The sequence below is a fragment of the Actinophytocola sp. genome (assembly GCF_036378875.1).
In the GTDB taxonomy this organism is placed as follows: Bacteria; Actinomycetota; Actinomycetes; order Mycobacteriales; family Pseudonocardiaceae; genus Actinophytocola.
Genome location: NZ_DASUVO010000159.1, coordinates 116,841 through 143,566, shown reverse-complemented (window position 1 = coordinate 143,566; position 26,726 = coordinate 116,841). Strand labels below are relative to the sequence as shown.

The 26,726-nt window shown below is 69.5% G+C and carries 25 protein-coding genes and 2 pseudogenes; 14 read left to right on the top strand and 13 right to left on the bottom strand.

Annotation, left to right across the window (positions count from 1 at the left end):
- Positions 1–876 precede the first annotated feature (876 nt).
- From sepH to VF106_RS44660, 5 genes and pseudogenes are all read right to left on the bottom strand, one after another.
- Positions 877–1,725, bottom strand: a pseudogene (gene sepH, locus VF106_RS44680) (septation protein SepH); the annotation flags it as partial.
- Positions 1,726–1,845: 120 nt separating this feature from the next.
- A complete protein-coding gene (locus VF106_RS44675; protein WP_330846129.1) occupies positions 1,846–2,682 on the bottom strand; it encodes a phosphoribosylaminoimidazolesuccinocarboxamide synthase in 837 nt (278 codons plus the stop codon).
- Entirely contained in the window at positions 2,683–3,807 is a 1,125-nt protein-coding gene (gene serC, locus VF106_RS44670) for a phosphoserine transaminase (RefSeq protein ID WP_330846128.1), read from the bottom strand.
- A gap of 55 nt (positions 3,808–3,862) precedes the next feature.
- On the bottom strand, positions 3,863–5,098 hold the full coding sequence (locus VF106_RS44665; protein ID WP_330846127.1) for a sensor histidine kinase: 1,236 nt from the start codon (positions 5,096–5,098) through the stop codon (positions 3,863–3,865).
- Positions 5,099–5,106: 8 nt separating this feature from the next.
- Positions 5,107–5,766 (bottom strand): response regulator transcription factor, encoded by a 660-nt coding sequence (locus VF106_RS44660; protein WP_330846126.1) that lies wholly within the window; start codon positions 5,764–5,766, stop codon positions 5,107–5,109.
- A gap of 112 nt (positions 5,767–5,878) precedes the next feature.
- On the opposite strand from VF106_RS44660, the gene VF106_RS44655 reads away from it, so the two are divergent.
- The 4 genes from VF106_RS44655 (at position 5,879) to VF106_RS44640 (ending at position 10,001) form a co-directional block, all read left to right on the top strand.
- Positions 5,879–6,448 carry a hypothetical protein gene (locus tag VF106_RS44655; protein ID WP_330846125.1) on the top strand — a complete coding sequence of 190 codons (570 nt, stop codon included), beginning with the start codon at positions 5,879–5,881 and terminating at the stop codon, positions 6,446–6,448.
- Positions 6,445–7,509, top strand: a complete 1,065-nt coding sequence (locus tag VF106_RS44650) for a peptidoglycan-binding protein (RefSeq protein ID WP_330846124.1) — start codon at positions 6,445–6,447, stop codon at positions 7,507–7,509. The genes VF106_RS44655 and VF106_RS44650 overlap by 4 nt, the downstream gene beginning before the upstream one ends.
- Before the next feature lie 115 nt (positions 7,510–7,624).
- Positions 7,625–8,299, top strand: coding sequence for an ABC transporter ATP-binding protein (locus tag VF106_RS44645; RefSeq protein WP_330846123.1), 675 nt, complete (start codon positions 7,625–7,627; stop codon positions 8,297–8,299).
- Between the two features lie 583 nt (positions 8,300–8,882).
- Positions 8,883–10,001 (top strand): ABC transporter permease, encoded by a 1,119-nt coding sequence (locus tag VF106_RS44640; protein ID WP_330846122.1) that lies wholly within the window; start codon positions 8,883–8,885, stop codon positions 9,999–10,001.
- Between the two features lie 53 nt (positions 10,002–10,054).
- Here the strand turns inward: VF106_RS44640 and VF106_RS44635 are convergent, their stop codons facing one another.
- From VF106_RS44635 to VF106_RS44605, 7 genes are all read right to left on the bottom strand, one after another.
- Positions 10,055–11,224 (bottom strand): Cys-Gln thioester bond-forming surface protein, encoded by a 1,170-nt coding sequence (locus VF106_RS44635; RefSeq protein WP_330846121.1) that lies wholly within the window; start codon positions 11,222–11,224, stop codon positions 10,055–10,057.
- A gap of 105 nt (positions 11,225–11,329) precedes the next feature.
- Positions 11,330–12,688: a serine hydrolase domain-containing protein gene (locus tag VF106_RS44630; protein ID WP_330846120.1), complete on the bottom strand. Its 1,359-nt coding sequence runs from the start codon at positions 12,686–12,688 to the stop codon at positions 11,330–11,332.
- 64 nt (positions 12,689–12,752) lie between these two features.
- On the bottom strand, positions 12,753–13,361 hold the full coding sequence (locus tag VF106_RS44625) for a response regulator (RefSeq protein WP_330846136.1): 609 nt from the start codon (positions 13,359–13,361) through the stop codon (positions 12,753–12,755).
- Positions 13,362–13,372: 11 nt separating this feature from the next.
- Positions 13,373–14,581: a sensor histidine kinase gene (locus VF106_RS44620; RefSeq protein ID WP_330846119.1), complete on the bottom strand. Its 1,209-nt coding sequence runs from the start codon at positions 14,579–14,581 to the stop codon at positions 13,373–13,375.
- Complete coding sequence (locus VF106_RS44615; RefSeq protein ID WP_330846118.1) at positions 14,539–15,348, bottom strand: ABC transporter permease; 810 nt, start codon at positions 15,346–15,348, stop codon at positions 14,539–14,541. The genes VF106_RS44620 and VF106_RS44615 overlap by 43 nt, the downstream gene beginning before the upstream one ends.
- A complete protein-coding gene (locus VF106_RS44610; protein ID WP_330846117.1) occupies positions 15,345–16,178 on the bottom strand; it encodes an ABC transporter ATP-binding protein in 834 nt (277 codons plus the stop codon). The genes VF106_RS44615 and VF106_RS44610 overlap by 4 nt, the downstream gene beginning before the upstream one ends.
- 276 nt (positions 16,179–16,454) lie before the next feature.
- Positions 16,455–17,606, bottom strand: a complete 1,152-nt coding sequence (locus VF106_RS44605) for a citrate synthase 2 (RefSeq protein ID WP_330846116.1) — start codon at positions 17,604–17,606, stop codon at positions 16,455–16,457.
- A gap of 223 nt (positions 17,607–17,829) precedes the next feature.
- Here VF106_RS44605 and VF106_RS44600 point away from each other — a divergent pair, with 223 nt between their 5' ends.
- The 7 genes and pseudogenes from VF106_RS44600 to VF106_RS44570 all read left to right on the top strand — a co-directional run bounded on the left by VF106_RS44600 (position 17,830) and on the right by VF106_RS44570 (position 23,046).
- Positions 17,830–18,132 carry an urease subunit gamma gene (locus VF106_RS44600; protein ID WP_330846115.1) on the top strand — a complete coding sequence of 101 codons (303 nt, stop codon included), beginning with the start codon at positions 17,830–17,832 and terminating at the stop codon, positions 18,130–18,132.
- 8 nt (positions 18,133–18,140) lie between these two features.
- Positions 18,141–18,491, top strand: coding sequence for an urease subunit beta (locus tag VF106_RS44595; protein WP_330846135.1), 351 nt, complete (start codon positions 18,141–18,143; stop codon positions 18,489–18,491).
- A complete protein-coding gene (locus tag VF106_RS44590; protein ID WP_330846114.1) occupies positions 18,488–20,197 on the top strand; it encodes an urease subunit alpha in 1,710 nt (569 codons plus the stop codon). Before VF106_RS44595 ends, VF106_RS44590 begins: the two co-directional genes overlap by 4 nt.
- Positions 20,197–20,466: pseudogene (locus tag VF106_RS44585) on the top strand (urease accessory UreF family protein); the annotation flags it as partial. The gene VF106_RS44590 and the pseudogene VF106_RS44585, both read left to right, overlap by 1 nt.
- A gap of 558 nt (positions 20,467–21,024) precedes the next feature.
- The gene (locus VF106_RS51085; protein ID WP_414639210.1) at positions 21,025–21,696 is read left to right on the top strand and encodes an urease accessory UreF family protein; all 672 of its coding nucleotides are present in this window, start codon (positions 21,025–21,027) and stop codon (positions 21,694–21,696) included.
- Positions 21,686–22,369: an urease accessory protein UreG gene (gene ureG / locus VF106_RS44575; protein ID WP_330846113.1), complete on the top strand. Its 684-nt coding sequence runs from the start codon at positions 21,686–21,688 to the stop codon at positions 22,367–22,369. Before VF106_RS51085 ends, ureG begins: the two co-directional genes overlap by 11 nt.
- Positions 22,366–23,046: an urease accessory protein UreD gene (locus VF106_RS44570; RefSeq protein WP_330846112.1), complete on the top strand. Its 681-nt coding sequence runs from the start codon at positions 22,366–22,368 to the stop codon at positions 23,044–23,046. Before ureG ends, VF106_RS44570 begins: the two co-directional genes overlap by 4 nt.
- Here VF106_RS44570 and VF106_RS44565 read toward each other — a convergent pair.
- A complete protein-coding gene (locus tag VF106_RS44565; protein WP_330846111.1) occupies positions 23,034–23,606 on the bottom strand; it encodes a Uma2 family endonuclease in 573 nt (190 codons plus the stop codon). The genes VF106_RS44570 and VF106_RS44565 overlap by 13 nt on opposite strands.
- A gap of 319 nt (positions 23,607–23,925) precedes the next feature.
- On the opposite strand from VF106_RS44565, the gene VF106_RS44560 reads away from it, so the two are divergent.
- The 3 genes from VF106_RS44560 (at position 23,926) to VF106_RS44550 (ending at position 26,678) form a co-directional block, all read left to right on the top strand.
- Complete coding sequence (locus VF106_RS44560; protein ID WP_330846110.1) at positions 23,926–24,525, top strand: TetR/AcrR family transcriptional regulator; 600 nt, start codon at positions 23,926–23,928, stop codon at positions 24,523–24,525.
- A gap of 129 nt (positions 24,526–24,654) precedes the next feature.
- On the top strand, positions 24,655–25,329 hold the full coding sequence (gene pdxH, locus VF106_RS44555) for a pyridoxamine 5'-phosphate oxidase (RefSeq protein WP_330846109.1): 675 nt from the start codon (positions 24,655–24,657) through the stop codon (positions 25,327–25,329).
- Between the two features lie 101 nt (positions 25,330–25,430).
- Positions 25,431–26,678, top strand: a complete 1,248-nt coding sequence (locus VF106_RS44550; RefSeq protein WP_330846108.1) for an MFS transporter — start codon at positions 25,431–25,433, stop codon at positions 26,676–26,678.
- Positions 26,679–26,726: the final 48 nt, after the last annotated feature.

Below are 26,726 nucleotides of genomic sequence, written 5' to 3'. Positions count from 1 at the left end.
TTCGCGCTCGGCGGCTTCCTTGGCCGCCGCTTCGCGGTCTGCCGCCTCCTTGGCCGCGGCTTCCCGGGCAGCGGCTTCTTGCGCTGCGGCTTCCTGGGCTGCCTTTTCCTTGGCTGCGGCTTCCCGGTCTGCGGCTTCCTTGGCCGCCGCTTCCTTGGCCGCCGCTTCGCGTTCGGCGGCTTCCTTGGCCGCTGCTTCGCGGTCTGCCGCTTCCTTGGCAGCAGCCGCCTTCGCAGCCGCCGCTTCGCGCTCGGCAGCCTCCTTGGCTGCCGCTTCGCGGTCGGCGGCCTCCTTAGCCGCGGCCTCGCGGTCGGCGGCTTCCTTGGCTGCCGCTTCTTGGGCAGCGGCTTCTTGCGCGGCGGCTTCCCGTGCTGCGGCTTCGCGAGCTGCGGCTTCCTTGGCTGCGGCCTCGCGGGCAGCGGCTTCCTGGGCCGCTATCTCGCGTGCGGTTTCCTGGGCGGCGGCTTCCCGTGCTGCTACTTCGCGAGCCGCGGCTTCCTTCGCCGCGGCTTCCTGAGCAGCCGCTTCGCGGGCCGCGGCTTCGCGGGCCTCGGCCTCTCGAACTGCCGCTTCCCGAGTCTCGGCCTCCCGAACCGCTGCTTCCCGGGCTTCTGCCTCCCGGACAGCTGCGTCGCGAGCCTGGGCCTCTCGGGCCGCCGCTTCCCGAGCTTCTGCCTGGCGCGCCGCGGCCTCTCGGGCCGCTACCTCCTCCGCGACGGTTGGGCGCGGAGTGCCCCGGGTGGGGGCTTCGCGGGAGGTGGTCGGTTCCGGGATGGGGTGGTACGGGTCCGCGGGGTCGCGGTAGCGGGGGCCGTCCTGAGGGAGGGGGCGGGTCGGCTGGTCCGGCTGGCTCAGTGCGGCCGTGTCCGGCTGGTAGCCGCGGTACGGATCGGGCTCCTGGCGGTAGCGGTCGACCTCGCGCTCCGGGATGGGGCGGTACGGCTCGGGCTGCCGGGAGTAGCGGCTGCCGTACGGATCATCGACCGGGAGTTCCTGCTGCTCGGCGACGTCGCTGGTCAGCTCGAAGTCCTGGACGAAGTCGCGGTCCTCGACGCGGCCGCCGCCCACCGCCTGGCGGCGTGGCTCCGCCACCTGCAGTGCCTGGGCGGCCAGCTCCGTCACCGGGCGGACCGTGCGCAGCTGGCGGTTCGGGTTCGGGTCCAGGAGGTCCAGGGCGTGGTCATCCAGTGGGGTGACCGTGCCGCCGTGGGCGCCGGGGTGGAACGACCAGTGGGCGTGGTTGTTCGAGCGGCCGGCCGTCCACGTCAGCTGGACGACCCACTTGCCGTCCTCGCCCTTCCACGAGTCCCACACGGCCGCCAGGTAGTCCTGGCCACGGGCGGCGAAGGCCTGGGCGACGACCTCGCCCAGTTCCTGCACGTCCGGGCCGTCCTCACGCACCGGATGGGCCCGCTGCGCCAGTTCGGCGGTACGTGACCGTTCGAGCAGCACGGGGTACGCGAAGCGCTCCACCTTCTCCGGTGGGACGCCGGCCGCTGCCGCGACCTGCTCTACGGACTCTCCCGCACGGATGCGGGACTGGATCTCTCGAGGACGCATCTGGCTCTCCAGCTCGATGGCGATCTGGCCGAGTCGGGTGATGTCTCCTCTGGCCGCCGCACGCAGGCGCTCGTCCGCGGGGACCGAGAATCGCTCGCCGCGGTCGGACTCGAGGATGACGATCTTGCCATCCTCCCCGAGTCCCACGACCCGCAGCGCACGCATCGCGGCCTCCTCGAGCGACTGAACAGACTTCACCTCGCCAAGCGCCCACGTTAGTTCGGCGAGTCCTCTTGACGTGCGAGGCGCGCCGAGTACCGTTCCGGTGATCTTGCCTGTTCGGGCTCAGTCGCGCCAGGGTAATCCGGTGATCTTTTCGTAAGCGTCGACGTACCGTGCGTGAGTCGCGTCCACCACGTCCGGCGGAATCTGCGGCGCCGGCGGGGTCTTGTCCCAACCGGTGCCCGCCGCCCAGTCGCGCACGAACTGCTTGTCGTACGCGTGCTGCGCTCGCCCGGGTGTCCAGTCGGCGGCCGGCCAGAAACGGGACGAGTCCGGGGTCAGCACCTCGTCGGCGAGGGTGAGCACGCCGTCACTGTCCATTCCGAACTCGAGCTTGGTGTCCGCCACGATGATCCCGTTGGCGGCGGCCCGCTCGGCGCCGCGCCGGTACACCTCCAGCGTCAGGTCCCGCAGCCGCGTCGCCGTCGACAGACCGACCGCCGCGACCACGTCGTCGAACGTGGCCGGCGCGTCGTGCCCGCCGTCGGACACCTTCGTCGTCGGCGTGAAGATCGGCTCGTCCAGACGGGAGCCCTCCACCAGCCCGCGGGGCAGCGGCACACCGGAGATCGCGCCGGTGGCCTGGTACTCCTTGAGCCCGGAGCCGGCCAGGTACCCGCGTGCGATGCACTCGAACGGCACCATCTCGAGGCGCCGGCACCGGATGGCGCGGCCCTCGAACTCCGCCGGCACGTCCGTCGCCGAGATCAGGTGGTTGGGCACGATGTCGGCCAGCTGCCCGAACCACCACACCGACAGCTGCGTGAGCAGCGCACCCTTGTCCGGGATCGGGGTCGGCAGCACGACGTCGTACACCGACACCCGATCGGAGGCCACCAGCAGCAGGTCGTCGCCGTCCGTGTAGATCTCGCGCACCTTGCCGCTGTAGACGTGCTGCATTTAGATGCGCTCCACCAGCCAGTCGATGCACTTCGTCAGCGCGGTCACGTCGTCCGGGTCGACCGCCGGGTACATCGCGACACGCAGCTGGTTGCGGCCCAGCTTGCGGTACGGCTCCACGTCGACGACACCGTTGGCCCGCAACGCCTTCGCGATGGTGGCCGCGTCCGTGCCCTCGGCGAAGTCGATCGTGCCGACCACGGCCGAGCGATGCGCCGGGTCCGTGACGTACGGGGTCGCGAACGAGGAGGCCTCCGCCCACTCGTAGAGCCGCCGGGCCGACTCGGCCGAACGGCCGGTGGTCCAGTCCAGGCCGCCGTTGCCCAGCATCCAGTCGATCTGCTCGGCCATCAGGTACAGCGTGGCGATGGACGGCGTGTTGTACGTCTGGTCCTTGAGGGAGTTGTCCAGCGCGGTCGGCAGCGACAGGAACTCCGGCACCCAGCGCCCGCTCGCGCCGATCTCGCCGACCCGCTCCAGCGCGACCGGGCTCATCAGCGCGATCCACAGGCCGCCGTCGGACGCGAAACCCTTCTGCGGCGCGAAGTAGTACACGTCGTAGTCGTCGGCCTTCACCGGGAGCCCGGCCGCCGCGGAGGTCGCGTCGATCGCGACCAGCGCCGCGTCCGACCCGGCCGGCCGCGACACCGGCACGGCGACGCCGGTCGAGGTCTCGTTGTGGGCCCAGCCGACCACGTCGGCACCCGCCGCGTACTCGATGGCCGGCGCCGAGCCCGGCTCGGCCTTCACGACCACCGGCTCCTTGAGGTACGGGGTGGTCACGGCCTTCGCGAACTTCGAGGAGAACTCACCGAACGTGAACGCCTGCGCCTGCTCACGCACCAGGCCGAACGCCAGCGCGTCCCAGAACGCGGTGGTGCCGCCGTTGCCGAGCACGACCTCGTAGCCCTCCGGCAGCGCGAACAGCTCCCGCAGACCGGAGCGCACCCGCCCGACCAGGGACTTCACCGGCTTCTGGCGGTGGGACGTACCCATGATCGCCGCGCCGTCCGCGGCGAACCGGGCGATCTGCTCGGGGCGCACCTTGGACGGGCCGGAACCGAACCGACCGTCGGCGGGCTTGAGGTCTGCGGGAAGCACTAACTCGGTCGAGGTCTGCGTCATCAGGACGGCTTCTCTCCACGTGAAGGGGGTTGTCTGCGTGGCGGCGTTGCCGCCCTCAGTCTCCCCCACGCGTGCCGAGACTCACTCGGGGGTCAACAGTGTCCCCGGTCACGCTCCGTGCATGAACGGGGAGTTTCGCCGTCACCCGCAGGCCACCGCCCGGATTTGGCGCGGCTGACACGGTGCCGTCGTGGGCTTTCACGACCGAGCGGACGATCGAAAGGCCCAGACCGGCGCCGGCCTGACGGGCCGTGCGGTCCCGATCGAGCCTTCGGAACGGCTCGAACAGCGCGTTCACCTGGTCCGGCGGCACGACAGACCCGGTGTTGACGACCACCAGCGCGGGGAACTCGCCGACCTCGACCGTGACGCTGCCGCCGCGTTCGTTGTAGTGGATGCCGTTGTGCACGAGGTTCGTGACCAGGCGTTCCAGCAGCACCGGGTCACCGGGCACGACTCTCGGCGCCAGGTGTGAGGCGAGCGTCACACCGGCGTCGTCGGCCAGGTGGCGGGCGCCGTCGAGGACCGCCGCGACCACGAGGTCCAGCCGGACCGGCTCCCGGGTGTTGAGCCCACGGTCACTGCGCGCGAGCAACAGCAGACCCTCGATCAGGCGTTCTACTCGCTCGTTCGTGTGAAGTAGATGAGCGCCGAGCCGCATCAGGTCCGGGCTCGCGGTCGGGTCGGCCATCGCGACCTCGATCATCGTGCGCTGCACGGCGAGCGGGGTGCGCAGCTCGTGGGATGCGTTGGCGACGAACCGGCGTTGGCTGTCGAACGACCCGGCGAGCCGGTCGAGCATGCTGTCGAACGTGTCGGCCAGCTCCTTCAGCTCGTCCTCCGGGCCCTCCAGGTTGATCCGCTTGTCCATCTGGCCCGCTTCGAGCCGGCGTGCGGTCGCGGTGATCCGCTTGACCGGGCGCAGCGTGCGATCGGCCATGAGCCAGCCGAGCAACGCGGCCATCGCACCGACCAAGACCAGCGCGATGCCGGAGATGATCACCATGGTCTGCAGCGCCGACTCGCGGTAGCCGCTCACCGCCCCGCCGACCGTGTTGGTGAGGATGTTGGCGCCGCCCGCCGCGCCAACGGGAGGGGGCGGGTCTTCCGCGCTGTCGCGCTTGATGCTCTCGTCGGGCTTGTCCTCGCCGCCCTCGCCGCTCACGAACTGCTGGGAGAAGCTGTCCGCCGACGGCAGCGACTGGCTGACCAGCGCGTAGTTGACGACCAGCAGGATCGCGCCGGCCAGCAGGAACAGCCCACCGAAGGTGAGCGCGAGCCGCGTACGCACCGAGAGCTTCAAGGCAACATCCGATACCCGGCGCCCGGGACGGTCTCGATCACCGGCGGGTCGCCCAGCTTGCGGCGCAACGTCATCACCGCGACCCGGACCGCGTTCGTGAACGGGTCGGCGTGTTCGTCCCACGCCTTCTCGAGCAGGTCCTCGGCGCTCACCACCGCGCCCTCGGCCCGCATCAGCACCTCGAGCACCGCGAACTCCTTTCGCGACAGTGGCAGGTGGCGCCCGTCCCGCGACGCCTGATGCCGTGGCCGGTCCAGCACGACGCCGGCCTGTTCCAGCACGGGCGGCAGTGCGGGCCGCGCCCGACGGCCGAGTGCCTGCACGCGTGCGACCAACTCGGCGAACGCGAACGGCTTGGTCAGGTAGTCGTCGGCGCCGAGCGCGAGGCCGTCGACCCGGTCGACTATCTCGGTGGCCGCGGTCAGCATCAGCACTTTCGCCTCGCCGCCGGTCCGCACCAGGGCACGGCACACGTCGTCGCCGTGCGTGCCGGGCAGGTCCCGGTCCAGCACGACCACGTCGTAGGCGTGCACACCCACGCGCTCCAACGCGGCGTCACCGTCGTAGCAGACGTCCACAGCCATGGACAGCCTGCGCAACCCCTCGGCGACCGAGTCCGCGAGGAGCTGCTCGTCCTCCACGACCAGCACCCGCATGTCAGCAGTCTGCTCGGTCCGGGGTTAAGGACGGGATAAGCGAATTCGCTTAGCGCGTCCGAATCGCCCGGCTCGTAGAACTTGCTGCCATCGGAAGCGAAAGGGGAACCCGATGAGCACACGATGGCGGCTGGCCGTCCTGGCCGGACTGTTCACACTGGTCACGGCATGCGGCAACGCGCCGAACGACGCCGGCGACGGTGTCGCGTCCATCTCGGACAAGAACACGCCCAGCTCCACGAAGGCCGAGGACGAGGGCGACGACTACGACAAGATGTTGGCGTACGCGAAGTGCATGCGCGAGCAAGGGGTCGACATCAAGGACCCCGAACCTCCCAGTGCCGGGGAGGGCGGCGGTGGTATCGGCATCTCGGTCGACGGCCCCGACGAGAAGGCCAAGGTCGACAAGGCCAACGAGTCGTGCAAGCACCTGATGCCGAACGGTGGCGCGCCGGAGAAGCCGTCGGCCGAGGAACTCGACGAGGCACGGAAGACGGCGAAGTGCCTGCGTGAGCACGGCATCGAGGTCAAGGAACCGACGGCGGAGAACCCGGGCCTCGACCTGAGCGCCGGTGAGGGCGGCAACACCCCGGAGAAGGTCGACAAGGCCATGCAGGAGTGCATGCCTGAGGGCGCGAAGAGCGAGAAACACAGCAGCAACGGCGGGGGCGGGGGCAAATGACCGGCCCACACGTGCCGCGGCGCCGCCGCAGAGTGCGGTGGCTGGTGACCGGCGTCAGCGTGCTGGCAGTACTGGGGGTCGGCACGGCGGTGGCGGTCACCCGTCTGGCTAGTCGCCCGATCGCGGCGGCCGAGGCTCCTTCCGCGCCGGACACCGTGGCCGTGCGCAAGATGGATCTCGCCGAGAGGGAGACGATCACCGGCGAGCTCGGCTACGGCGCCGAGCAGCCGCTGAACGGCCGGCGGCCCGGCACGATCACCGCCCTGCCGGCGCAGGACGCGGTACTCGACCGGGGTTCGGTCATCTACCAGGCCGACGCGAAGCCGGTCGTGCTGTTCCTCGGCTCGCTGCCGCTGTACCGGACGGTGTCGACGGGGATGACCGACGGGCCGGACGTGAAGGTGGTGGAGGAGAACCTGCGTGACCTGGGGTACCGCGGGTTCGGCACGCCTGACGACGAGTTCACCGCCGCGACCGCGACCGCCATCAAGAAATGGCAGAAGAAGCTCGGCATCGACCAGACAGGTGTCATCGAACTGGGTGATGTTGTGGTGACGCCGGCTGCGGTGCGTGTCAGCACGGTCAAGGCGGCGCTGGGGGACGACGCGGGCGGCGAGGTGCTGGAGTACACCGGCACGACCCGCGTGGTGACCGCCGACCTGGAAGAGGGTCAGAAGGACCTGGCCGCGGCGGGCACCAAGGTCACGCTGACGATCGGCGGCAAGCAAGTACCGGGGACGGTGACGTCGGTTGCCCCGGCCGTGCCGTCCGACTCGGCGGACCCGAACGCGGAACCGGGCTTCACCGCGGCCGTGTCCATCGACGGCGCGATCGACGCGGTCGACTCGGGCTCGGTGGACGTCGAGTTCACGTCCGCCGCGCGGCAGGGCGTGCTCGCCGTGCCGGTGGGGGCGCTGCTCGCACTGGCCGAGGGCGGGTACGCGGTGGAGCTGGCGTCCGGGAAGTTGGTCGCCGTGACCACGGGCCTGTTCGCCGACGGGATGGTCGAGGTGTCCGGCGAGGGACTGACCGAGGGCGCCAAGGTGGTGACTACCTCATGAGCGGAGCTTGCGGAGCGAACCATCAGTACTCAGGACGGCACCTCTCCCGCGGAGGGCGCCGGTGTAGCGGAGCCTGCGGAGCGTTCCGGCGCCACGGAGCGGGTGAGGGGGCGTCATGATCGTTTTACGGGATGTGGGTCGGACGTATCCGGGTGGGGTGCGGGCGCTGCGGGATGTGACGCTGTCGATCGGCGAGCGCGAGCTGGTGTCGGTGGTCGGGCCGTCCGGGTCGGGCAAGTCGACGCTGCTGCACCTGATGGGCACGCTCGACCGGCCGTCGTCGGGGGCGGTCGAGGTGCGGGGGCACGACATCAGCCGGCTGTCCGACCGGCGGCTGTCCGCGCTGCGGTCGGAGTGGATCGGGTTCGTGTTCCAGCAGTTCTTCCTCACGCAGGGCCAGCCGGCGGTGGACAACGTGGCGACGGGCCTGACGTACACGGGTGTCCCGGCCCGTGAACGGCGTGCACTCGCGCTCGCGGCGCTCGACCGCGTTGGCCTGTCCCACCGCTCGTGGCACCTACCGTCCGAACTGTCCGGCGGCGAACGCCAGCGAGTGGCGATCGCCCGCGCGATCGTGAACGAACCGTCCCTGATCCTGGCCGACGAACCAACGGGCAACCTGGACAGCCGCACGGGCGCGGAGATCATGCGTCTGCTGCTGGACCTACGCGACAGCGGCTCGACGGTCGTTGTGGTGACTCACGACCGCGAGGTGGCGGCGTCCCTACCGCGCCGAATCGAGGTACTGGACGGCACGGTCCGCCTGGACACGGGACTGGTGCCCCTATGACCGCCGCAAAGCGCCGCTCCACCCACCAGGTTTCAACGCCCCGAACTCACCTCACGCCAAAGGGCGAGCCGTTCATGATCAACGCCAACACAGATGGTTGCGTAGGCATCCCCCACCCATACCCGGGGGGCCACCCCGAGGCCATCGTACCAACCGACAGGGACAAAACCCCTGGTCGCGGGGGCCTGTGGACAACTTTCGCCGACGAGTTGGAGCGAATGGGACGTTCGTGCGCTCGCCGGCCACGCTTCAGCTCCGAGGACGGTGTCTCGAAGGGCACCTTCAGGACGCTCAGAGCCTGTTGCTTTTGGAAGACCAAGATAGATTCTGTCTTGATCAACTCGGACGATCGTCGGCCTAGGAGCAGGTTGCGGCCGATTGTCCGGCGTCGGCAGTTCATGGCCGCGTATCGTCCGATCAAACTTGATCTTGATGGCCCGCGAGAGCCAAAAAGCAACAGGCTCCTCAGTGTCTCGACGGGCACCTTCAGGGCATCGGGTCTGGAGGTGGGGGCGTGACCACTCTTCTTCCGAAACCGCGGCGGCTTGGGCCCGCCGATGTTGGACGGCTTGGGGCGCACGGGATGCGGACCCGGCCCCTCCGCGCGATCCTCTCCGCGCTCGGGATCGGGATCGGCATCGCCGCCATGGTCGCCGTCGTCTCGATTCCGGCGTCCAGTCAGCGTGCGTTGGCGGAACAGCTCTCCGCGCTCGGCACCAACCTGCTCACCGCAGCGCCAGGGCAGACGATCATGGGTGACGACGCCCCGCTGCCCATGACCGCCGTGCCCATGATCGCCAGGATCGGGCCCGTCACCGATGTGTCCGCGACCGGCAGTGTCGAGACCACGGTTCGGCGCACCGACCGGATCCCCGAGGCCGAGACGTCCGGCATCTCGGTGATCGCGGCTCGCACCGACCTGCTCGCCGTGCTGCGCGGCACGCTCCACAAGGGACGGTTCCTCGACCAGGTCACCGAGAACTTCCCGACCGTCGTGCTCGGGTCCGTCGCGGCCACGCGGCTCGGCATCGACCGGGTCGGGGGGAAGGTGTGGCTCGGCAACCGGTGGTTCACGGTCGCCGGGATCCTCGACGCCATGCCGCTCGCCCCGGAGATCGAGCGGGCCGCGTTGATCGGGGCGCCGGCCGCGGCCGAGCTCGGGTTCGACGGGCACCCCACGACCGTCTACGTCCGGGCCACCGAAGCCCAGGTCGAGGACGTTCGCGCGGTGCTCGCCGCGACGATCAACCCCGAGGCGCCGTTGGAGGTGAAGGTGTCCCGCCCGTCCGAGGCGCTCGCGGCGAAGCGGCTCACCGAGACCTCGTTCAACGCGCTCTTCCTCGGGCTCGGCGGCGTGGCGCTGCTGGTCGGCGGGGTGGGGGTCGCCAACACCATGGTGATCTCGGTGCTGGAACGCCGCCGCGAGATCGGGTTGCGGCGCGCCCTGGGGGCGTCGAGAAGGCAGGTACGCGGCCAGTTCCTCGCCGAGTCCGTCCTGCTGTCCCTGCTTGGCGGGATCGTCGGGGTCCTGGTCGGGGTCGGCGTCACCGCCGGTTACGCACTGACCCGCGACTGGCCGGCGGTCTTCCCGCCGGCGGCACTGCTCGGTGGCGTCGGCGTCGCCGCGGTGGTCGGAGCGCTGGCGGGCGCCTACCCGGCCATGCGGGCGGCACGCCTGTCACCGACGGAAGCACTGGCCTAGTGTCCAGCGCCGGTGGCTGGAGTAGTGACCCAGCCACCGGCGCGTCACACGGGTCAGGTGCGGCGGCGGCGCATGAACAACAGCGCGCCGACACCGGCCGCGACGAGCACGGCGCCGATCGCGATCGGCGTGAACACCGAGGCGCCGGTCTCCGCGAGGTCGCCGCTGCTGGCCTGCGGCACGGGTGCCGCGGAGGTGGTGGTCGGCGCGACCGTGGTCGTCGGGACCGCCTCCGTCGTGGTCGTCGTGGTCTCGGTCACCGGAGCCGCGGACCAGGACGCGGCGGCGGACGCCTTGATCGTGGTCTTCTCGGACTTGGCCACGATCAGCGACTGGGTCGCCGCCTTCTCGTAGTTCTCGCCGACGAACAGCCGACCGGTCTCCACGATCGTCGACGCGGTCAGCTCGAACGAGCCGTCGCCGTCAGCCGTGTCGGCCGGCACGTCCACGAACAGCTCGGTCCCGTTCTCGATCTTCTCGGCCTTGTTGCCGTCGGCGTCGGTGAGCCGCACGCCGCCGGGGAGGTCCGTGGTCAGCTTCTCGACCGTGGCGGTGGTGTCGACCTTGAACGGGCCGATCTTCGTGCCGGTCTTGCCGTCCCGCTTCGCCGGGTCGATCTTCAGCGTCGGTATGGGCGCCTCGCCGATGCCGGTGTTCGCCTCACCGATCAGGTAGTCGTAGAGGGCGAGCGCGTCCTCGGCGTCCTCGTCGTCCGAGGCATCACCCGACAGGGGGTCGTCGCGGTTCAGGTCGACGCCGTCGCTGAAGTGCCACACGGCGGCCTGCGTCGCGGCGATGGCCTCGAGGACGTCGATCCCGTCGTTCGGGGGCTCCGGCAGAGCCTTCGCGAGGTCTTCGAGATTCGTGGTCGGGAAGCCGTGGTGCAGCACCCAGTTGATCTTCGCGCGGTTCTTGTTGAACGGCGACTCGGCGTTCGGGTAGTCCTCCCACGGCCGCTCGACCATGGGGTGCTCGTCGTCGATCTCGGTCTGGATCTCGACGCAGTACATGCCGAGCGTGGTGCCGTCGGTCAGCGTGAAGCCGATCAGGCTGGTGGGGATGGTCCCCAGCCAGTCGCCGCCCACGTTGACCTGGTAGCCGATGACGTTCTTCTCGGGGTCCACAGTGCCGGTCGCGGGGTCCGCGGTGGCCGGGATGGCGGCCGCCACGAGGATCGCGCCGGCACCGGTTAACGCCGCGCCGACACGGGTGAATCTGGACATACGTGTGCTCCTAAATGGCCAACCCCCGCCGGCAGAAGCCAAAGATTACTCACAGCGTCAAGAGTCACCCGATAGTTACACGCAAGATCACACAAAAATGTGTATTTAGTTGCCGGGTCGCCACCCGTTGTCATCGACGCCGCCCGGAATGGGCGCTTTGGGGTCGTACGGGGTGCGGGTGAAGATGAACGTCGCCAGGTCGATGTGGCTCACCGAGCCGTCGTCGTGGTGGTGCAGCTTCAGCGTCTCGCCTGCGTAGTAGCCGTCCAGGCCGACCCACTCGTGCACGCCCGTCGGCCGGAACCGGGAGCCTCGGCCCGCGCCGGACGCCGGCCGCAGGTCCACCCAGCCACCGTCCAGCAAACGCAGCACGAACGGCATGGGGCCCCAGAACCACGAGCCCGTCAACGCCAGCAGCTCGCCCGACACCTCGCTGAACGGCCGCCATTCCGCGGGCAGCGCCGGCTCGTAGTCGTCCACCAGCTTCAGCAGGTCGAACGTCAGCCCGGTGATGGCGACGCCGGCCGTCGCGTTCGTGAACGCCAGCGCGCCGGTCGTCGTCGCCGGGTCGATCACCGCGGTCGCCAGGAAGCCGGGCATGGAGCCCGTGTGCCCGGCGAACCGCCGGCCGGAGTCGCGCCACAGCTGGAAACCCAGGCCGTACCCGACGGTCCACGCCGCGCCGTCGTCGACGACCGCGGGCGCCCGCATCTCGTCGACCGTGTCCGGATGCAACACGCCGCCCGTGTCGCCGCCGATGAACCGCACCCAGCGCGCCAGGTCCGTCGCGGTCGACCACAGCTGGCCCGCCGGCGCCAGCGCGCCGGAGTCCGGCGTCGGCTCCGGATGCAGCACGTCCGCGTACGGGTGCACCGCCCAGCCAAGGGCGTGCGGCGCCGTCGGCATCGGGGTCGTGCGGTTCATCTCCAGCGGCGCCAGGATCTCGGTGTTCAGCGCGTCCAGCCACGACGTGCCGCGCAGCTCGGCGACCAGCTGGCCGAGCGTGGCGTAGCCGATGTTCGAGTAGTGGAACCGGGCGCCGGCGCGGAGCTTCAGCACGGTCTCGTCGACCTGGTCGAGCATCGCGGTCCAGTCACCACCGGGAGCGCGTTCCCACCACGGGCCCGGCGCCTCGGACGTGAGCCCGCCGGTATGCGACAGCAGCTGCGCGATGGTCAGATGACCGTAGGGCGTGCCGGCCACGTGCTTGTCGAGCGGATCGTTCAGGTCGAGCCGGCCCTCGTCACGCAACCGCAGCACCATGACCGCGATGAACGTCTTCGTGATCGAGCCGATGCGGTACTGGGTGTCGATCGTCGGCGCGGCCCCGTCGACCTGGCCGCGGGTCCCGGTCCACAGCACCTCGCCGCCACGCACGACAGCCGCGACGAGCGACGGCGCCCGGTTTTCGGCCTGCTCGGCGGCGACTCGGCGGAGCAGGGCGAACTCGGTGGTCTGAAGCATGCGCGCATTCTTACCGGAGAAACCCCCTCCTGGCTCGGGGTATTGCCCGTTCCCAGTTACCGGCTCAGTGCAGCAGTCCCAGCGCCATGGCGGTGGTCACCGCGGCGGTGCGGTCGGAGACGCCGAGTTTGCCGAAAGCGCGCAACAGATGGGTTTTCACCGTCGCCTCGGAAATGTGTAAGGAACGACCAATGTCCGCATTCGTCAGACCTTTGGCGACCAGAGTGAGCACTTCGATCTCCCGTCCGGACAACGACTGGCTCACCGGGCGGCGCACCTGGTTGACCAACCGGCCCGCGACCGACGGCGCCAGCACGGTTTCGCCGCGCGCCGCCGCGCGCACGGCGTTCGCGAGGTCCGCCCGCGACGCGTCCTTCAGCAGATAGCCGGACGCGCCTGCCTCGACCGCGCGGAGGATGTCCGCGTCCGTCTCGTACGTGGTGAGCACGACCACCTTCGTGCGCGGGTTGTCCGCGAGGATCCGTTCGGTCGCGCCGACGCCGTCGAGGTCCCGCATGCGCAGGTCCATCAGGATCACGTCCGCGTCGGCCGCCCGCGCCCGCGCGACCGCCTCCTCGCCGGAGCCTGCCTCGGCGACGACCGTCAGGTCCGCCTCGGCCTCCAGCATGCCCCGCAGCCCTTCGCGGACCACCGGGTGATCGTCGACCAGCATCACCCGTATCGTCACCGAGGCACCTCCAACTCCACCGTCGTACCACTGTCTCCACTATGGACGGTCAGTTTCCCGCCGACCTGTGCGACCCGGTTTCGCATGCCACGCAAGCCGAAGCCGTCGACCGGCAGCTCGGGATGGAAGCCGACCCCGTTGTCCCTGACCTGAAGTGCCGCGTGGTTCTCGTCGACCCGCAACGTGACCGTCACCTCGGTGGCGCGGGAATGCTTGCGTGCGTTGGTGAGCGACTCCTGAACCATGCGAAGCAGTACGACCTCGAGTGCGGTCGGCAGGGTCGAGCTGTCCCCGTCCGCGTCGTAGACCACGTTCATCCCGGTCTCCTCGGCGAACTGGGACAGCTGGCGGCGGACGGCCGTGTCGAGCGAACCGGTGCCGAGCGCGGCCGGGGTCAGCCCGGCCACGAGTGCCCGCGCCTCGGTCAGGTTCTCCCGCGCGGTCCGGGCGGCGAGCTCGAGGTGCTTGCGCACCTTCGCGTGGTCGTGGTCCAGTTCGGACTCCGCCGCCTGCACGAGCGTCACCAGGCTGGTGAAGCCCTGCGCGAGGGTGTCGTGGATCTCGGCGGCCAGCCGGGCCCGCTCGGTGGCCACACCGGCCTCGCGGGAGAGCCGGCTGACCTCCTCCCGGCTCTCCTCCAACTCCTTGATCAACACGGCTCGCTCCTGGCTCTGCGCCACCACCCGGGTGATCCACGCGCCGAGCAGGACCGCGAACGTGATGGTGAACAGCGTGCCGGGGAAGAACTGCATCACCATCGCTCGCATGCCGTCCTCGGCGTACGCGGCCAGGACCGGCACCATGTTGGCCGGGATGACGACGAGGATGGCTTCCTTCAGGTCCAGCGACATGAACGCCAGCGGGCACACCGCGAACAACGCGAACGACATCGCCTGCTGGAAGAGCACGCCCGTCAGCAGCAGGGCCACCATGCCCACCATGAAGGTCCTGCCCTTCCACGGTGGCGGGTCGCCGTCGTGCTGGGCGATGGCGGGGCGGCCGAACGTGATGTACAAGACGGCCATCGCGACGGTCGCGCCGATCGCCACCGTGTGGTCCAGCGTCGACGTGTCGTCCTCGCCGAGCAGGGTCAGTGTCACGGCGACGAAGCCGATGGCGAAGTAGAGGTCCCACAGCCACCACCAGCGCCGCCAGGCGTGGGTCAGCCTTCGCGCTTGTTCGTCCAGCGGAACGTCATCAGACACAGTGCCAGCCCCAGCACGCACCATCCGCCCAGAATCAGTGCGGTCTTCCCGAGTTCCCATGATGCCGCCGCCTCCCTGGTCATCATGCTGTCCGGCAGGAACGCCGCGCGGAAGCCCTGTGCCGCCCATTTGATCGGGAAGAGCGACCCCACGTTCAGCATCCAGTCGGGCAGCGCCGGGATCGGGATGTACACACCGGACATGAACAGCAGCGTGATGTACGGGACGTTCGTGACAGCGCCGGCACTCTGCGCGGACTTCGCGATCGAGCTGATCGCGATGCCGAGCAGCGAGCAGGAGACGACGCTCAGCACGAACACCCACGCGAACGTGAACCACTTCGCGGCCGCGGTGGGCAGGGACACGTCGAACATGAGCATGCCGACGGCCAGCAGCACGACCACCTCGGCGAGGCTCGCCACCGCGACCAGGAACACCTTCCCGACGAAGTAGGCGGACGCGGTGATGGGCGTGCCACGCAGTCGCTTGAGCGTCCCGTCCTCCCGGTCCAGCGCGACGCTGATACCGAGGTTGAGGAACGACGTCGCCACGACACCCGCGGCGATCATGCTGGCCGCGAACACCTGCCCGACGGACACCCCCGGCCCGTAGCTGTCGTCGAAGACGTTGCCGAGCAGGATCAGGATGATCGCGGGGAAGGTGAAGGTGAAGACCACCTGTTCCTTCTGACGGAAGAACTGCCTCAGCTCGACCCCGCCACGGGAGACCCCGAGCCCGAAGGTGGACGGCAGTGCGACGGTGGTCATCGGGGCTCTCCGATCAGTTCCAGGTAGGTGTCCTCCAGGCTCGGCCTGGTCACGGTCAGCTCGGCCAGCTCGCCGTCACGGGACAGGTCGGCGATCAACGCGGTCGGGGTGTCGGTCAGCACCGACCGCGGACCGCCCGGCCCCACCCAGCGCACGGTGGCCTTCGCCGTCGAACGACCGCCCAGCGTGGCTGGCGTGCCCTCCGCGACGATCCGACCCCCGGCGATCACCGCGACCCGGTCGGCCAGCGCCTCGGCCTCGTCCAGGTAGTGCGTGGTCAGCAGAATCGTCGTGCCACCCGCGGCGAGGCTCCTGATCAGCTCCCAGAACTGGCGGCGCGCCTCCGGATCGAACCCGGTCGTCGGCTCGTCGAGGAACACCAGCTCCGGCCGCCCGACCACACCGAGTGCGACATCGAGCCGGCGACGCTGACCACCGGACAGCGCCTTCACCCGTGCCCCCGCCTTCGCGGTCAGACCGACCCGCTCGATCACCTCGTCGACGGGCGCCGGGTTCGGGTAGTAGCCGGCGTAGTGCCGCACGCTCTCCCGCACGGTCAACGCGGCCGCGTCATTTGCCGTCTGCAGGACGATCCCCAGCCGCGCCCGCCACGAGCGCCCAGCCGTGGCCGGGTCCACCCCGAGCACGGACACCTCACCCGCGTCACGCCGACGATGCCCCTCGAGAATCTCGACGGTCGTGGTCTTGCCCGCGCCGTTGGGGCCGAGCAGGGCGAACACCTCACCCTGCCGAATATCGAGATCGACACCAGCGACGGCGTCGACCTCGCGATAGGACTTACGAAGTCCGCGAACCTGTATGGCGGTCATACGGAAATCGTGTCGCGGACGACCGCCCACGAGGGACACCCGCAAGACTGAACCCAGGTGTCAACCGATCGATGGACAGGGTCCCCCGCCCGCTGGTCCCGAATGCGCCAAGGGTGCCCCTCGGGACGCTCAACCCCATCCAACGATGGTCTTGATGGCTGGGGTGCGGCCCGGTGGACCCGCTGCGGGCGATGTCTCGAAAGACGCGCTCATGTCGTTGAACGTCCCGATCGCGTCTTTCATGACACCGGCCATGGCCCCAACGCGTACCGGGGTTCAGTGCGAGACCGAGTCCCAGCCCTCGACCTCTTCCGGGGTGCGAGGCCCGGGGCCCACGTACTTGGCGGACGGCCGCACGAGCTTGCCGGTGCGCTTCTGCTCCAGGATGTGGGCGCACCAGCCGGCGGTGCGGGCGCAGGTGAACATGGCCGGCATCATGTGCGGCGGGACCTGCGCGAAGTCCAGGATGACGGCGGCCCAGAACTCGACGTTCGTCTCGATGGCGCGGTCCGGGCGGCGTTCGCGGAGCTCGGTCAGCGCGGCCTGCTCCAGTTCGGCGGCCACCTCGTAGCGGGCGGCGCCCAGTTCCTTGCAGGTGCGCCGGAGCACGCGGGCGCGCGGGTCCTCGGCGCGGTAGACGCGGTGGCCGAAGCCCATCAGCCGCTCGTGGCGGTCGAGGATGCCCGCGACGACCTTGCGTGCGTCGCCGGTCTTCTCGACCTGCTCGATCATCGGCAGCACGCGGGCCGGGGCGCCGCCGTGCAGTGGGCCGGACATGGCGCCGATCGCCCCGGACATGGCCGCGGCGACGTCCGCGCCGGTGGAGGCGATGACGCGGGCGGTGAAGGTGGAGGCGTTGAGACCGTGCTCGGCGGCCGACACCCAGTAGGCGTCGACGGCCTTGACGTGTGCCGGGTCGGGTTCGCCGCGCCAGCGGGTCATGAAGCGCTCGGTGATCGTGGCGCACTCGTCGATCCGCCTCTGCGGCACCGCAGGGCGGCCGATGCCCCGCGCCGACTGCGCGACGTACGACAGCGCCATGACCGACGCCCGCGCCAGCTGCTCACGGGCTTCCGCGTCGCTGATGTCGAGCAGGGGCTTGTAGTCCCAGATCGGGGCGAGCATGGCAAGTGCCGCCTGGACGTCCACGCGAACGTCACCCGTGTGCACCGGGATGGGGAACGGCTCGGCGGGCGGCAACCCCTGCCCGAACCGGCCGTCCACGAGAAGTGCCCATACGTCGCCGAACGTGACTTTGCCGGCGAGATCCTCGATGTTCACACCCCGGTAACGCAGAGCACCGCCATCCCGGTCGGGTTCGGCGATCTCGGTGCGGAAGGCGACGACGCCTTCCAGGCCCGGTCGGAAGCCGTCGTCCGGCTCCGTCTGCACGGGAGTGTCAACAATCTGCCGCACCGCGCTGTGCATGGTTTTACCAGCCTCTCCGCCAGTCCCCGATCATCGTCGCGCGGTGTCCGCACCTGCTCCCCTGACCGCACGGTGAAACAACCTTCCTCCCCTTTCTACCGCCGTGGCAATTGCCGAGTGCGGTGGTTTCGGTCACGATTTAGGAGAACGATTCAGATCCACGGTGTAACGCGCATGTTTCCGGAGCGGGGTTCGAGCCGCCGCGGATGGTAGACAACCGGGCATGCACCTGACCCCCCAGGAACGCGACAAGCTGCTGGTTCTCTTCGCGGCCGACGTCGCGCGCCGCCGACTGGAGCGCGGTGTGCTGCTCAACCACCCCGAAGCAGTGGCGCTCATCACAGAACACGTGATCGAGGGTGCCCGGGACGGCCGTTCGGTGAGCGAGCTGATGTCGAGCGGCCGTTCCGTACTGACGCGAGCCCAGGTCATGCCGGGTGTGCCGGAGATGATCGACTCGGTGCAGGTGGAGGCCACGTTCCCGGACGGCACCAAGCTGGTGACCGTCCACAGCCCGATCGTGTGAGGTCAGACTTGATTCCAGGCGAGATCCTGCCGGCCGACGAGCCGGTCGAGCTGAACCCGGGGCGGCCACGTGTGTCGCTCGTCGTGCGCAACACGGGGGACCGGCCCGTGCAGGTCGGCTCCCACTACCACTTCGCGGCCACGAACCCGGCGCTCGAGTTCGACCGCGCCTCGGCCGAAGGCCACCGGCTGGACATCCCGGCCGGCACGTCCGTGCGGTTCGAGCCGGGTGTCGAGCGGGCGGTGTCGCTGGTACCGCTTGCCGGGCGTCGCGTCGTGCCGGGGCTGCGAGCGGAGCTTGCGGAGCGAGCCATCGATGCAGCGGCCCCTCGGAGCCTGCGAGGAGGGGCCGAGTCATGACCGGCGTCGAGCGGGCGCGCTACGCGTCATTGTTGGGGCCGACGGTCGGCGACCGCATCCGGCTGGCGGACACCGACCTCCTGATCGAGGTCACAGAGGACCGTGCCATGGGCCCGGCCGGCTCGGGCGACGAGGTCATCTTCGGCGGTGGCAAGGTCATCCGCGAGTCGATGGGCCAGTCGCTGGCCACTCGTGCGGAGGGCGCGCCGGACCTGGTGATCACCGGCGTGGTCGTGCTGGACCACTGGGGTGTGGTGAAGGCCGATGTCGGGGTGCGTGACGGCCGGATCGTCGGGATCGGCAAGGCGGGCAATCCGGACACAATGGACGGTGTGGACCCGGCGCTGGTGATCGGTCCGTCCACCGAGATCATCGGCGGCAACGGCAAGATCCTCACCGCCGGCGGCGTCGACTGCCATGTCCACTTCATCTGTCCACAGTTGACCGAGACCGCGCTCGCATCCGGGCTCACCACGTTGATCGGTGGCGGCATCGGTCCGGCGGAGAGCAGCAAGGCGACCACGGTCACCTCCGGCGCGTGGAACCTCAACCGGATGCTGCTGGCCATGGACGGCCAACCCGTGAACGTCCTGTTGCTGGGCAAGGGAAATACGGTGTCGCAGGCCGCGCTCCGCGAGCAGGTGCTCGGTGGTGCCGGCGGGTTCAAGCTGCACGAGGACTGGGGCACGACACCCGCGGCGATCGACGCGTGTCTGCGGGTCGCCGACGAGACCGGTGTGCAGGTCGCGATCCACACGGACACGTTGAACGAGGCCGGATTCGTGGAGTCCACCGTGGACGCGATCGCCGGACGGTCGATCAACGCCTACCACACGGAAGGCGCGGGTGGCGGCCACGCACCGGACATCATCACGGTGGTCGGCCTGCCGAACATCCTGCCGTCGTCGACGAACCCGACCCGCCCGCACACGGTGAACACCATCGACGAGCACCTGGACATGCTGATGGTGTGTCACCACCTGAACCCGTCGGTCCCGGAGGACCTGGCCTTCGCGGAAAGCCGGATCCGGCCGACGACCATCGCGGCGGAGGACGTGCTGCACGACATCGGCGCGATCTCGATGATCGGCTCGGACTCACAGGCGATGGGACGCATCGGTGAGGTGATCATCCGGACCTGGCAGACGGCACACGTGATGAAGCGCCGTCGCGGCGCCCTGCCGGGAGACTCGGCCGCCGACAACATGCGCGCCCGCCGGTACGTCGCGAAGTACACGATCAACCCGGCCATCGCACATGGCATGGCCCACGAGATCGGCTCGGTCGAGGTGGGCAAGCTGGCGGACCTGGTGCTGTGGGAGCCGCGCTTCTTCGGCGTGAAGCCGTCGGTGGTGCTGAAGGGCGGGTTCATCGCATGGGCCGCGATGGGCGACGCCAACGCCTCGATCCCGACGCCGCAGCCGGTACTGGCCCGCCCGATGTACGGCGCCGCGCCCGCCGTGGCGGCAGCGTCCAGTTTGCACTTCGTGGCCCCGTCGGCGGTGAACCTGGACCTGGGCACGTCGACCCCGTTGGCGGCGCTGACGAACACCCGCGGCGTCACGAAGGCCGACATGATCAACAACAGCGACCTGCCGGCGGTGACGGTCGACCCGGACACCTTCGCCGTCCACGTGAACGGCGAACTGATCGAACCGGCCCCGGTGGAGGAACTACCGATGGCACAACGGTACTTCCTGGTCTGATGAACGTGATGGCGTTGCTGCTGGCCGACTCCCGCTTCCCGGGCGGCGGCCACGCGCACTCGGGCGGCCTGGAGGAGGCGGCGGCACGGGGGCTGATCCGTTCGGAGGCCGATCTCCCGGCCTTCCTACGCAACCGCCTGCTGACCGCCGGCGCACTGGCCGCGACCTTCGCGGCGGCCGCGGCACACCCCGACGCAGACTGGACCGCACTGGACGAGGAGCTGGACGCCCGCACCCCGTCCCCGGCCCAGCGCGCCGCGTCCCGAGCGCAGGGCAGGGCAACGGCACGCGCGGCAAAGCTGATGGTCAGCGCCATCGCACGCGCCGAGCACTCGCCCGCCGCTGATGGAGCCACGCCGGCCGCCGATGCCGGCCAGACGCCTGGCTGGGATTGGGGTGGCGGGTTGGTCGCTGGGGGTCCTTTTACTGATTCTAGGGTTCCTGGTGTCGGTGCGGGTTTGTCCGCGGACGGGGCCACGCCGGTTGCCGGTGGTAGTCAGTTCGCTGGTCGGGATCCGGATGGTGGGCTCCTCGGTGCTTCCCCGTCCGCCGGTGGGGCCACGCCGGTCCCGCGTCCGGCCGTCGATGGCTGCCGGACGCCTGGCCGGGATCCGGTTGTCGGGTTGGTCGCTGCTGGCCCTCTTTCTGATTCCGGGGTTCCTGCGTCCGCTGATGGGGCCGCGTCTGTCGCCGATGATCGCCTGTTGGCTGGTCGGGATTCGGATGGCGGGCTCCTCGGTGCTTCCCCGCCCGCCGGTGGGGCCACGCCGGTCCCGCGTCCGGCCGTCGATGGCTGCCGGACGCCTGGCTGGGATCCGGTTGTCGGGTTGGTCGCTGCTGGCCCTCTTTCTGATTCTGGGGTTCCTGGTGTCGGTGCGTCCGCTGATGGGGCCGCGTCTGTCGCCGATGATCGCCTGTTGGCTGGTCGGGATCCGGATGCCGGGCCACTTGCTGCTGGCCCCGCATCTGATCCCGGCGTCTTCGGCGCCGGGGTCGGTTCGCCAGCCAATGGGACTGCGCCGGTTGCCGGTGATCGCCGGGCTCCTGGCAGGGATCCGGTCACCGCGCCGCTCGCTGCTTTCCCGCGCGCCAACGGGAGCACGTCGGTCTCGCGTCCGGCCGCCGATGGTCGTCGCTTGGGTCGGGACCCGGTCGGCGCACTGCTTGCTGCCACACCGCGACCCCACCATCCCCTCATCCTCGGAGCCCTCGTCGGCGCCGGCGGTGGTTCGGCCGCCGATGCGGCGCTCGCCGCTGCTTATCTCGCCATTTCCGGGCCGGCCAGTGCGAGTGTGCGGCTTCTCGGGCTCGATCCGTTGCGGGTCAACGCGTTCGTGGCCGCGCTCGCGCCCGAGGTGACCGCGGTCGCCGAACGGGCCGCGGCCGTCGCGCATCTCGACCCTGCTGAACTGCCCGCGCCCGGGTCTCCCGGCCTCGATCTCCTGGCCGAGGAACACGACCGTCACCACCGAGAAGAGGTGCGTCTCTTTGCGAGCTGAACACGACCACGAACACCCGGTCAACTTCGACCCCACCGCGAGTGAGCCCGATCCGCATCCCGAGTTGCCGGCGGGTGACCGGCCGCTGCGTATCGGGGTCGGCGGGCCAGTCGGCAGCGGCAAGACGGCGCTCGTCGCCGCGCTGTGTCGGTCGCTCGGCGCGGAGATCGAGCTCGCCGTGGTGACAAATGACATCTACACGACCGAGGACGCCGACTTCCTCCGCAAGGCCGGCGTGCTCGACCCCGCCCGCATCGAGGCAGTGCAGACCGGGTGCTGTCCGCACACCGCCATCCGCGACGACATCACCGCCAACCTCGACGCGGTCGACGTCCTCACCGAGCGGTTTTCCGGGCTGCGGCTGGTGATCATCGAGAGCGGTGGCGACAACCTCACCGCCGTGTTCAGCCGAGGGCTCGTCGACCGGCAGATCTTCGTCGTCGACGTGGCCGGCGGGGACAAGGTGCCGCGCAAGGGCGGCCCCGGCGTCACCACCGCCGACCTGCTCGTCATCAACAAGACCGACCTCGCCCCGCTGGTCGGCGCCGACCTGACCGTCATGGCCGGTGACGCGCACCGCGTCCGCGGCGGTCTGCCCGTGATCCAACAGTCGCTTGTGGACACACCAGACGCGCCGGATGTCGCCGACTGGGTCCGGAAACAGTTGGTGTGAAAGCGCACGCACACCTGACGGTCGAGCGGGACGCGACCGGCCGCTCGGTCGTCCGCACCCTGCGCTCGGCATCGCCGTTGACGTTGATCCCGGTCCGTGGCCGGCCGGTCGTGCATCTGGTCAACTCCGCGGCGAGCCCACTCGGCGGCGACGAGCTGACGTTGACCGTCCAGATAGGACCAGGTGCGTGTCTCACGCTCGCCGGGATCGCGGCCAGCGTCGCGCTTCCCGGGCCGCACGGAGAAAAGAGTCGCACGACCGTCCACTTGGAACTGGGCGATGGGGCTACGGTGTCCTACCTGCCGGAGCCCACGGTGATCACGCGACGCGCCCGCCACGAGTCGGTCCTCGCCGTCGCCCTCGCCGAGGGTGCCCACCTCCACACCAGGGAGACGCTGGTGCTGGGCCGTGCGAACGAGTTGCCCGGCGAACTGACCAGCACCATGGTCGTCACTCGCTGCGGTCGGCCGGTGCTGCGGCAGAGTCTGCAGGTCACCCGAGAAACATTGCTGGGCAAGCGAGTGCTGGCCACCGAACTGTCCACAAGTGACACACTGGAGACCGCGAGTGGCCCGTGGTGGGCCAGGACCCGCCTCGCGGCGGGCGGCACCCTCACCACGGCCTTGGCCGACGATGCGGTAACCGCCCTCCGCGAGCTCGGTTCCTACCAGAGGTAGCTGGGCTGAGTAAGTCTGCTGACATCCACGGTGATCGTCGCCGGTTCGGACAGCGTGATGGGCCCGGTTGCCTTGTCGGTTATCTCGTACTCGCGTCCTACAAGGGCGAGCGTGGTGAGGCTTGCTGGTGGAGTCAGGTCGATGATCCAGTGGTAGGGGATGCCGGCTCCGGCATACTCGCCTGCCTTCACGAAGCGGTCCCGCCTGCCGGTGCCAGGGGAGACGATCTCGACAGCCAACAGCACCTCACCGGCATCGATCCGAGGTGGGTTGCGCTCGTAGAGGCTCCTGCTCATGACCAGGACGTCGGGAGCCCGAACGGTAGGCGGGAAGGTGGAGTCGATGACGACTTCCGTGTCCGGCGTGGCAGTCAGGGTGCCGGGCAGTTGCCTGTTGAGAGCGCTCGTCAGATTGGTCATGGCGATTTGGTGCTGAGGTGCTGGCCGCGGGGCCACGACGAGAACTCCTTCGACCAGTTCGAGGTGATGGGACCGGTCTTCTGGTAACTCGTCCCACTCCTGCAATGACAGAAGGTGATCAGGCCATGGCCGTACGGTCATGGTTCCATCATAGCTGTCTTCGCAGGTCACAGCCCTTAACCCGATCGTGGAATGGCTGGGGCCCGCATTTCTTTTCAGATAGTGATCACCCATAGGGCCCCCGCGTGCCTGGGGGTGGGGTGGGGTGTACAACGGGCGCCTGAAGATGGTCAACACGGCGCTGGGGGTCCGTGGGAGGATTCTGGGCGCGACCACGTCAGACCACTTACCAGCGTACTGGTAATTACCAATTTCAGAATTGTTGGACCTTATTGTGTCAAGGCCCGAGGAGAGTTCGATGGCTCAGGGCGCCGGTGCGCACAGCCGGATGTACCGAGGAGTGGACACCGAGCAGCGTCGCGCGGAGCGACGGGAACGGCTCCTCGAAGCCGCCCTGGACGAGTTCACGACGCGCGGTTATCACAAGACCAAGATCGCTGATCTGTGTGCCAGGGCAGGTGTTTCCACCAGGAATTTCTACGAGAAGTTCGCGAGCAAGGAAGCTTTGCTGCTGGAACTGCACGCGCATGTCAACACCGCCGCGATGAAACGCCTGCTTCCGGTGCTGGACTCGCTCGCGGACGAGGATGCTCTGACGCGAATTACCACTTTGGTGGACGCTTTCATCGAAGCTGTCACTTCCGATCCGCGCTACCCGCGACTGAACTACGTCGAAGCGCCGGGGATAAGTCAAGCGATGGAGCGTCAGCACCAGTACTGGTTCAAGCGGTACGTCGACTTCATCGCCGCCGAGTGCGACCGGGCCGTGGCGGCCGGGCTCGCTCCGGCGCGTGACTACCGGCTGACGGCCATCGCGCTCGTGGGGGCCATCACCGGGCTCGTGCGTGAGTGGCAGACCCACGACCCGCCCCTGCCCGTCGAGGGCGTGGCCAGCGAGATCAGGGAGATCTTCATCGCGGCGATCACCCGTCCGGCCTAGCGTCCTGCGAACAGTGTGTTTCCAGATCGATTCAAGTGTGGGTCGTCACCCTGCACGCGGTTTCCGTCGGCTCGGTTTAGCCGTACCGTCAAAACGTGAGGTAATCCCTACGCGTCTAGGAGATCACGGATGGCGGACGCCGACATTGCCACGCCCGACATCGCTGTCGCCCTGCCGACGATGCGGGTGTCCTACGAGGAAGGGACCCTGAGCGAGACCGAGCTGTCCGCCACCTGGCATGAGCAGCTCCAGCGGTGGTTGGACGACGCCATCCGGGCAGCCGCGCCCGAACCGAACGCCATGGTCCTGGCCACGGCGAACGCGGACGGCATGCCGTCGTCACGCACCGTGCTCATGAAGGGCCTCGACGACCGCGGCGTCGTGTTCTTCACCAACTACACGTCGACCAAGAGCCACGACCTGATGTCCACGCGGTACGCGTCGGCCACGTTCCCCTGGTACACGCTGCACCGCCAGGCCACCGTGCGCGGCACCGTCGAGAAGGTCAGCCAGGCCGAGACCGCGACCTACTGGGCCTCCCGGCCGCGTGGCTCCCAGCTCGGCGCCTGGGCGTCGCCGCAGTCGATCGTCGTGCGTGACCGGACCGTGCTGGAGAACGCGCTCGCGAACGTGCAGCGCCGCTTCGCCGACGCCGACGAGGTACCCGTACCGCCGCACTGGGGTGGCTGGCGCATCCGCCCCGAGGTGGTCGAGTTCTGGCAGGGTCGCATGGACCGCATGCACGACCGCCTCCGCTTCAAGCAGACCCGCGACGGCTGGAACGTGGAGCGCGTCGGCCCGTAGTGCTCTGAACGAAGAAGGGCCGTGCGAGACGTCTCGCACGGCCCTTCTTCGTGCCGAAGCTCACGCCTTGACAGGTCGTTAGCGGGGCTAAGCTCTTCTTCGTGGGGGTTCTCGCTGGTCGACGGATCGCGATCGACACTCGGCCGTTGCGGATTCCCGCGTTTCGGCGGCTGTGGGTGTCCACCGCGATCACGGCCGTCGGGTCGCAGCTCACCACGGTGGCGGTGCCCAAGCAGATCTTCGACCTGACCGGTTCGTCCGGGTTCGTGGGGCTCGCCGGGGCGTTCGGGCTCGTCCCGTTGCTGATTTTCGGGCTCTGGGGCGGTGCGCTCGCCGACGCGTTCGACCGGCGGACGGTCATCCTCGTGACCAACGTCGGTGTCGCCGCCACCTCGGTCGCCTTCTGGGTGTTGGCCATCACCGGCACGAACGTGTGGGTCGTGCTCGGGCTTCTCGCGGTGCAGCAGGCCTTCGTCGCGGTCAACATTCCCACCCGCACCGCGGCGGTCGCGCGGTTGGTGCCCGTCGGGCTGATCGCCGCGGCCACAGCGGTCTCCACGACCGTTGGCTCGCTCGGCATGGTGTTCGGGCCGATGCTGGCCGGGGCGCTCATGCCGCTCGCCGGGCTGCCGGTCCTCTACCTCGTCGACGCGGTCGCGCTCGTGATCGCGACGTTGCTGGTCAGCGGCCTGCCCAAGATGGCTCCGCTGGACGGTGTCAAGCGGAAGGCGGGGCTGCGGGACATCGCGGAGGGCTTCCGCTACGTCGCCGCCATGAACGTCCTGTTGGCCAGTTTCCTACTGGACATCATCGCGATGGTCGCGGGCATGCCCCGCGCGCTCTTCCCCGAGATGGCCGAGCGCACCTTCGGTGACCCGCCCGGCGGTGGGCTCGCGCTCGGCTGGCTGTACGCCGCCATCCCGATCGGCGCGTTGCTGGCCGGTCTGCTGTCCGGCTGGCTGTCGCACATCACCCGGCACGGCGTCGGCGTCACCGCGGCGGTCGTCGTGTGGGGGTTCGCCGTTCTCGGGTTCGGGCTGTCGCCCTACCTCTGGCTTGCCGTCGGCTTCCTCGTCCTCGCCGGGATGGCCGACCTCGTCAGCATGGTCTACCGCAGCGCGATCCTCCAGACCGCCGCCACCGACGAGATGCGTGGCCGCATGCAGGGCGTCTTCCTCGTCGTCGTCGCCGGTGGGCCGCGGATCGCCGACCTCCTACACGGCTGGGCGGCCGCCGGGGTGGGCACGAGGGCCGCGGCCGCGGGCGGCGGCGTGCTCGTCGTTCTGCTCGCCGTGCTCGCCGTCGTGTGCCTGCCCGCGTTCTGGCGTTATCGCGCCAAGGCCGGATAGTTAGTGAATCAGTAACACCAAGATCTAGTCATACCGGTCGAGATCGGG